This is a genomic window from Pseudomonas sp. Wu6, assembly GCF_019891515.1.
GTDB classification, from domain to species: Bacteria; Pseudomonadota; Gammaproteobacteria; order Pseudomonadales; family Pseudomonadaceae; genus Aquipseudomonas; species Aquipseudomonas orientalis_A.
The window spans coordinates 25,528-32,640 of sequence record NZ_JAFLXH010000047.1 but is presented as its reverse complement, the minus strand read 5'-3'; the positions used below and the strand labels follow the sequence as shown (position 1 = coordinate 32,640).

10 protein-coding genes are annotated in these 7,113 nt (G+C 60.4%); 5 read left to right on the top strand and 5 right to left on the bottom strand.

What is annotated here, in order from left to right:
* Positions 1–295: 295 nt before the first annotated feature.
* A complete protein-coding gene (gene prmB / locus J1G34_RS24230; RefSeq protein ID WP_065887962.1) occupies positions 296–1,204 on the bottom strand; it encodes a 50S ribosomal protein L3 N(5)-glutamine methyltransferase in 909 nt (302 codons plus the stop codon).
* A 238-nt stretch (positions 1,205–1,442) separates the two neighbouring features.
* On the opposite strand from prmB, the gene J1G34_RS24225 reads away from it, so the two are divergent.
* The 3 genes from J1G34_RS24225 (at position 1,443) to J1G34_RS24215 (ending at position 3,129) form a co-directional block, all read left to right on the top strand.
* Entirely contained in the window at positions 1,443–2,033 is a 591-nt protein-coding gene (locus J1G34_RS24225; RefSeq protein WP_065894014.1) for a cysteine hydrolase family protein, read from the top strand.
* Positions 2,034–2,175: 142 nt separating this feature from the next.
* Positions 2,176–2,496: a hypothetical protein gene (locus tag J1G34_RS24220; protein ID WP_065887960.1), complete on the top strand. Its 321-nt coding sequence runs from the start codon at positions 2,176–2,178 to the stop codon at positions 2,494–2,496.
* 75 nt (positions 2,497–2,571) lie between these two features.
* Positions 2,572–3,129: a Smr/MutS family protein gene (locus tag J1G34_RS24215; protein WP_222994737.1), complete on the top strand. Its 558-nt coding sequence runs from the start codon at positions 2,572–2,574 to the stop codon at positions 3,127–3,129.
* A 53-nt stretch (positions 3,130–3,182) separates the two neighbouring features.
* Here J1G34_RS24215 and J1G34_RS24210 read toward each other — a convergent pair whose 3' ends face one another.
* Both J1G34_RS24210 and J1G34_RS24205 read right to left on the bottom strand, forming a co-directional pair.
* The gene (locus J1G34_RS24210; RefSeq protein ID WP_065887959.1) at positions 3,183–3,371 is read right to left on the bottom strand and encodes a hypothetical protein; all 189 of its coding nucleotides are present in this window, start codon (positions 3,369–3,371) and stop codon (positions 3,183–3,185) included.
* Positions 3,368–4,099, bottom strand: a complete 732-nt coding sequence (locus J1G34_RS24205; RefSeq protein ID WP_065894012.1) for a zeta toxin family protein — start codon at positions 4,097–4,099, stop codon at positions 3,368–3,370. The genes J1G34_RS24210 and J1G34_RS24205 overlap by 4 nt, the downstream gene beginning before the upstream one ends.
* A gap of 183 nt (positions 4,100–4,282) precedes the next feature.
* On the opposite strand from J1G34_RS24205, the gene folE reads away from it, so the two are divergent.
* Together folE and J1G34_RS24195 are read left to right on the top strand one after the other, a co-directional pair.
* Positions 4,283–4,828, top strand: a complete 546-nt coding sequence (folE, locus tag J1G34_RS24200; RefSeq protein WP_065887958.1) for a GTP cyclohydrolase I FolE — start codon at positions 4,283–4,285, stop codon at positions 4,826–4,828.
* Between the two features lie 102 nt (positions 4,829–4,930).
* Positions 4,931–5,302 (top strand): glutathione S-transferase N-terminal domain-containing protein, encoded by a 372-nt coding sequence (locus J1G34_RS24195; RefSeq protein ID WP_065894011.1) that lies wholly within the window; start codon positions 4,931–4,933, stop codon positions 5,300–5,302.
* A gap of 156 nt (positions 5,303–5,458) precedes the next feature.
* On the opposite strand, the gene J1G34_RS24190 is transcribed toward J1G34_RS24195, so the two are convergent.
* Both J1G34_RS24190 and J1G34_RS24185 read right to left on the bottom strand, forming a co-directional pair.
* Positions 5,459–5,779, bottom strand: a complete 321-nt coding sequence (locus J1G34_RS24190; protein WP_065898427.1) for an AtuA-related protein — start codon at positions 5,777–5,779, stop codon at positions 5,459–5,461.
* Positions 5,776–7,101, bottom strand: coding sequence for an acyclic terpene utilization AtuA family protein (locus tag J1G34_RS24185; RefSeq protein WP_222994736.1), 1,326 nt, complete (start codon positions 7,099–7,101; stop codon positions 5,776–5,778). Before J1G34_RS24185 ends, J1G34_RS24190 begins: the two co-directional genes overlap by 4 nt.
* Positions 7,102–7,113: the final 12 nt, after the last annotated feature.

The following is a 7,113-nucleotide window of genomic DNA, read 5'->3' as shown; positions in this document are numbered from 1 at the left end:
TTGCTTACTTTTGCGCTTTTCAAAAGTGAGCCGCCGTCAGGGCGGAACCCTAAGTGGCCGTTACCGCAGAAACGGATATGTACTCGATCTGATCCAACATCCTGGTCGGCCCAGAGGCCGCCATCGGGGGCAAGCCCCCTCCCACAGTTGGGCCAGGATCGACACAAAATCCTGGTCGGCTCTGAGGCCGCCATCGGGAGCAAGCCCCCTCCCACAGTTGGGCCAGGATCGACACAAAATCCTGGTCGGCTCTGAGGCCGCCATCGGAGGCAAGCCCCCTCCCACATTGACCGAGTTAAACGCGGGCGGCGAAGATTGCCTGATGCGCCCGGCACTGCTCAGCCGTGAGCATGAACACCCCATGCCCCCCGCGCTGGAAGTCCAGCCAGGCGAAATCCACTTCCGGGTACAGCGCTTCAACATGCACTTGGCTGTTGCCCACTTCAACGATCAGCAAACCCTTCTCGGCCAGGTGGTCCGCCGCTTGGGCCAGCATCCGCCGTACCAGGTTCAAGCCGTCGTCACCGCAAGCCAGGCCCAGCTCAGGTTCGTGCTGGTATTCATCCGGCATATCGGCGAAGTCTTCGGCGTCCACATACGGCGGATTGGACACAATCAGATCGAAGCGCTGACCCGGCAGCCCGTCAAAGCCGTCGCCCTGCACGGTATAGACGCGCTCATCGACGCCGTGGCGCTCGATGTTCTGGTTGGCCACTTCGAGGGCTTCGAAGGACAAGTCACCCAGCACCACCTCGGCCTCGGGGAATTCGTAGGCACAGGCGATGCCGATGCAACCGGAGCCGGTGCACAAGTCGAGAATGCGCGCCGGCGGCTGGGCCAGCCAGGGTTCGAAGCGGTTTTCGATCAACTCGCCAATCGGTGAGCGCGGAATCAGCACGCGCTCGTCAACGATAAACGACATGCCGCAGAACCAGGCCTCCTTGAGCAAGTAGGCCGTGGGCACGCGGTCATGGATGCGCCGATGCAGCAAACGCTGCACATGGGAAATTTCCTCTTCTTCCAAATTGCAGTCCAGGTAGCTGTCGGCAATTTCCCATGGCAGATGCAGGGCGCCGAGCACCAGTTGCCGGGCTTCGTCCCAGGCATTGTCGGTGCCGTGGCCAAAAAACAGGTCTTCCCCATGGAAACGGCTGACAGCCCAACGGATATGGTCGCGCAAAGTGCGCAGGCGGGAAGTGATCACGGGGCAGACTCCTGGAAAAAACGACTGGCGATTCTAACAGCGTTCATCTGTACCGACGATGTACGAAATACCGCTGCCGCATGTCGGATTTCATCCAAATCCACCCTAATGACTTAAACAAGCCACCCCCTTGACATGGCTGCACGCCAGCAACGGCGTACCTTACGCTGGTAGCGATTCACAGAACCGCTCAGCCAGTGGACAATGGCGCAAAAGCCCCCCTGACAGGAGCCCCAGAATGTCCGTTCCAAAGACGATGTTTCAAATCAGCGGTCGTGGTTACGCAGCTGCCAACCTTGCCCATGCGACCCTCGTGATCATCGACGCCCAGAAGGAATACCTCAGCGGCCCACTCGCCCTCTCGGGCATGGACGCGGCGGTCGGCAACATCAAGCAACTGGTGACCGCTGCGCGCAACGCCGGACGCCCGATCGTGCATGTGCGCCACCTGGGCACCGTCGGCGGCCTGTTCGATCCGCAAGGCGAGCGCGGCGAATTCATCCCTGGCCTTGAGCCTGAAGGCGACGAAACCATTATCGGCAAGCTGCTGCCCAGCGCCTTTCACGGCACCGGCCTGGAGAAACACCTGCAGGACCTGGGTTCGCTGGACCTGATCGTCTGCGGATTCATGAGTCATTCAAGCGTCAGCACCACGGTACGTGCCGCCAAGAACCTCGGCTTTCGCTGCACCCTGGTGGAAGATGCCTGCGCGACACGCGACTTGCCCTGCAAAGGTGGCGTGCTCAGTGCCGAACATGTGCAGCAAACCGAAATGGCCATCATGGCCGACAACTTCGCGACCCTGGCGTTGACCAAAGATCTGATCTGATCGTCTCTGTGATGAGCGGTGTGCCCATGTTCATTGCCCCGCTCATCCGCAAGGCCTGCTCATTTCGCGCATTTGCCCCGGGCACAGGAACAACCTGTGTATCTTCCGGTCGAAGGGCCGATACCCTGGAGGAAAGGTCGGAATGAAGATATCCGATGGTTTTGATGCTCGTCGCTTGCGCCCCAAGGGCCCGAGCAATTGGCGTCTGCGCCTGGTGGCGGGCATTGCCGCGCTGCTGGCGATCGTAGGTCTGCTGTTGGCTGGCGCTGGTGGCGCCGGTCTGTTTGGGCATTCGCCGGCACTCGGCGAGCTGAATGCCAGCCCTGGCGGTTCAGCGATCCTGCTGGGGATCGGCCTGTTGGTGCTGTGGTTGGGGGTATGGCTCTGGCGCCGCAGCCGTCGGAAAATGCGCCAGCCGTTGTCGTTGAATATCGCCTCGCACCTGATGAAAAAGCACGACTAATGGCGCTTGGATAGTATTCGACGCGCCGCAGCCGCCGCGATTTAGGTAAACTGCCCGCCCTTCGCGGAGGCTGACATGCAAGACGACGACTTTTCCCTGTTCAAGAACGAGCTGCGCGGCGTCAAGCCGATCAAGCACGACCGCGCCGACACCGGCAAACCCAAGGCTGACCGGGCGCAAATCGCCAAGCTGCGCCAGGCCGCCACCGTGCGCACCGATGCCACCACCGTGGATGGCTTGTCGGATCAGTTCGTGATCGACGTCGGCCCCGAAGATGAATTGATGTGGGCCCGCGATGGGGTGCAGGAAAGCCAGATGCGCAAGCTCAAGGCCGGCCAGATCCCGTTCGAGGGCAGCCTCGACCTGCACGGCATGACCGTGGAAAAAGCGCGGGAAACCCTATGGGCCTTCCTCGCCGAAGCCACCAAGTTCGAAATCCGCTGCGTGCGAGTCACCCACGGCAAGGCCGTGCGGCTGGACGGCAAGCGGCCGATGATCAAGAGCCACGTCAACACCTGGCTGCGCCAGTACACCCAGGTGCTCGGCTTTACCTCCTGCCAGGCCCGCCACGGCGGGGCCGGCGCGGTGTATGTGATGCTCAAGCGCACCATGATGGAGGGGCGCGACGAGTAACCAATAAAAAGCCCAGCACTCAGGCTGGGCTGTCAATCAGGAGGACGGGGCTTTTATTCGCCGGCGAACTCTCTAGCTTTTTTCTCTCTTGCCAGTGAGATGACGGCTTTTTGCATCGTGATTGCAGTATTGGCTGCGCTTCGATAGACCGCCCGCCTCTCCTCTACCGAACAGCTTCGGAAAAAGTCGGACATGGTTGTGGAAGGATATTTTTCTATTGCGTCCGTAATTTCGCCTTTCATGAGGCTACTCCGGTCAATATTTGCTCAAGTTGTTCAGGATGGTAGGGCTGCCTGACCAGTTCGTCAATTTCGTCAGTTGAAAGGTCGATGCCAATCTCGGCGTCGTTCCCATCAGTATTCTTGAGAATCACATCGACCTGGATTTTTTCCAGAAACTCGCGCTTCAATTGGCACACCGTCGCCTTGGATGCATAGAACTGGCGAACGAATTCCACGCAAGGGATGTTCCTGCCTTCAACGGCTTCCCGTGCAAGCACAAATTCCCATGCCAGCTCCGGCTTTTGATACACATACATGATTTGCACTGAGCGGTGTTTCTTGCCGAGCGCACGCTGGATGTTTTTTCGCGCAACGTCGAGATTCGCGAGAGTCCCATCCAGAAGAAATGACTGTCGCTGCTGATAAACGAGGTCGATGGCCCGCTCCACCATAATGGTTACGCCGCGCTGAAACAGGCTCGAATTCGCACCGTTATACTCAGGAAAATAATCCCTGAAGTCGTCAGGGTCGATACGAAGCGTTTTGGCCCCATGCGCCTCCATCAGATTGACAAAGGACTTCGAGACCTCAGTCTTACCGGCGCCAGGAGAACCCGCCATAAAAACCGAGACGGGATATTCTTCACCGGGATAGCGAGTCAAGCAGGCCAAATCCCTGGCAATTCGTGTGCGATTCGCCTTGGCGAAGCCAACGGCACGCTCTGCGATACTTCGTTCCCGTGGCGTCATCACATACTCCTCACTGGAGGCCGACTTTAACATCGGCTTCGTGCGGGAATACACCTGTCGCCGTACCTACGCTACTATGTGCGCCAATCACCAGCGCACACTGCGATATCCGCGCGGTAATAACGCTTCATATTGGTACAGGCATACACCGTACCGCTCTGAAACCCATACGGAAACAGTCCTGTGACATTGGAACAAAACTACACCGCGATTCTCGGCCAACTCGGCGAGGACGTCTCCCGCGAGGGTCTGCTCGACACGCCAAAGCGTGCCGCCAAGGCAATGCAGTACCTCTGCCGCGGTTATGAACAGACGCTCGAAGAAGTCACCAATGGCGCCTTGTTCAGCTCCGACAACAGCGAAATGGTGCTGGTCAAGGACATCGAGTTGTACTCGCTGTGCGAACACCACCTGCTGCCGTTTATTGGCAAGGCCCACGTGGCGTACATCCCGAGCGGCAAAGTGCTGGGCCTGTCGAAGGTCGCGCGGATCGTCGATATGTATGCGCGTCGCCTGCAGATCCAGGAAAACCTCAGCCGCCAGATCGCTGATGCGGTGCTGGAAGTGACCGGCGCCCTCGGCGTGGCGGTGGTGATCGAGGCCAAGCACATGTGCATGATGATGCGCGGTGTGGAAAAACAGAATTCGTCGATGATTACATCGGTGATGCTCGGTGAGTTCCGTGAAAACGCGGCCACCCGCAGCGAATTTCTCAGCCTGATCAAGTAAACGGCTGTGCAGGAAAAGGCCGGCGTTCATCGCCGGTTTTTTTTCGTCCGTAAAATTCAGGTAAGCTGCGACCCCTTCTCCATGGGCAAGAGGCTTTCAGCCATGTTCGTCAAAGCACTTCGAGTAGGCCTCGGCCAGATCATCATCGCCGGCGACTTCCTGACCCGTCCGCGCAAAAAGCAGCGGCCCGCCGAACAACAGGCGCAGGTGAATGAAGCGGCCAAAGGCCTGACCCTGTATCAGTTCCATGCCTGCCCGTTCTGTGTGAAGACCCGTCGTACCCTGCATCGCCTGAATGTGCCGGTGGCGCTCAAGGACGCGAAAAACAATGCGCAGGATCGCCAGACTCTGCTGGAGCAAGGCGGCAAGATCAAGGTGCCGTGTCTGCGCATCGAAGACAACGGCCAGACTACCTGGATGTATGACTCAAAGGTGATCATTGATTACCTGGACAAGCGCTTCGCCGCGATCTGACAAACCTGCGCAGATCCATTGTGGGAGGGGGCTTGCCCCCGATGACGTCGGCCCAGCAAACACTGATGTTGGTTGACCCACCGCTATCGGGGGCAAGCCCCCTCCCACAGGGAATCTGCGCTAACTGACTGGCATTAGGGCAAGCCCCTCCCACATTCAGTTCGCTGCTGGCAACTCCAGGTCCAGCAACGCCGACCCAAGACATTTGCCATGGGCATCCAGCGCCAGCGAGCGGGTCACGCCGCCGCGCAGGATGCCCGGCAACACAAAATTCAGCGCCTGCACATTGGGCAGTTCATAACGCCGGACCGGCGCAGCGCCGGGCTCCAGCAAATCGGCAAAGAACTCGGCCACGTGCTCGGCCGTCAGTTGTTCGCACAGCCACGGATAGTCTTCGGCGCGATACGCAATGATCGAGATGTTCGACGTGTCGCCCTTGTCCCCGGTGCGGGAATGGGCCAGCGTGTGCAGTTTCATCCTTCAATCCTCGGTTTGACGTCGCCACGGGGCAATAACAACGACGCCACCGCCACCACCTGGCGCACGCTCTTGCTCGCTCCCCCACCGCCGGCCGGGCCGTTGGTGTAGAGGGTTTCCACTTCGTTACCGACGCGCACGGCGTCAGCGCGCGCCTCGCAACGAGCAGCGACGCGCAGGCGCACCTCCCAGGGCTCAACGAGGCTGCGCGGCCCGTGCAATGAGTCCATGCCGATCAACTCGGCGCGTACGTCCTGCATCTTCACGCCGGTCAGTTCCAGACGCTTGAGCACTACATCCCGCGCCAATTGCGCCCGTGCGACAGCGCCCGGACCGCCGTAGGACATCTGCCCCTCACCGATCCAGCCGTCCAGATAACCGACGCTGACCTTCAGCTGTTCAGGCCGGGCACGACCGTCGGCACCCTGGGCACGCACCCGATCAATGCCCTCCTCGACAAAGCCCACCCGTGAAAAGTCGGCCGTGACATCCGGGGTCAGATACGCTTGCGGGTCGTGCACTTCGTAGATCAATTGCTCGCTGCAGGTGGCGCGGCTGACCTGTCCACTGGAGCCCGCCACCTTGGTGATCAAGGCATGTCCGTCGGCGTCGACCTCGGCCAATGGAAAGCCCAGGCGTGCCAGGTCATCCACATCCTTGCGGCCTGGGTCGGCGAAATAACCACCGCTGACCTGCCCCGCACACTCGAGCAAATGCCCGACCAGGGTGCCCCTGCCCAGGCGCTGCCAATCGTCGGCGGCCCAGCCGAATTCAAACATCTGCGGCGCGAGAAACAATGACGGGTCGGCCACACGCCCCGTAATCACTACATCGGCGTCAGCGCGCAGGGCCTCAAGGATGCCCTCCACGCCCAGGTAGGCATTCGCCGAAACCAGCCGTTCACCCAGTGCGCCCACGGTCTGGCCGTTGTCCAGCCACTGCTCGGGCCGCAACGCCTGCAACACGTCGTCGCCCACCACGGCCACCACCTTGAGGTTCACCCCCAGTTCACCGGCAATGCGCCGCACTTCGGCGGCGGCCGACACCGGGTTGGCCGCGCCCATGTTGGTGATCACGCGCAGACGACGGCGGCCCGGTTGCCGCCCGACGAAGGGCAGCACCCGCTGCATGCGCTCACTCAACAAGGGGTCGTAGCCGCCTGCCGGATCGCTGATACGCGCCTGTTGCGCCAGGGCAATGGTGCGTTCGGCCAGGCATTCGAACACCAGGTAATCCAGGTCGCCCTGTTCGGCCAGTTCCACGGCGGGTTCGATACGGTCACCGGAGTAGCCGGCGCCGGCGCCGATGCGCAAAATTTTCATCTCAGATAACTC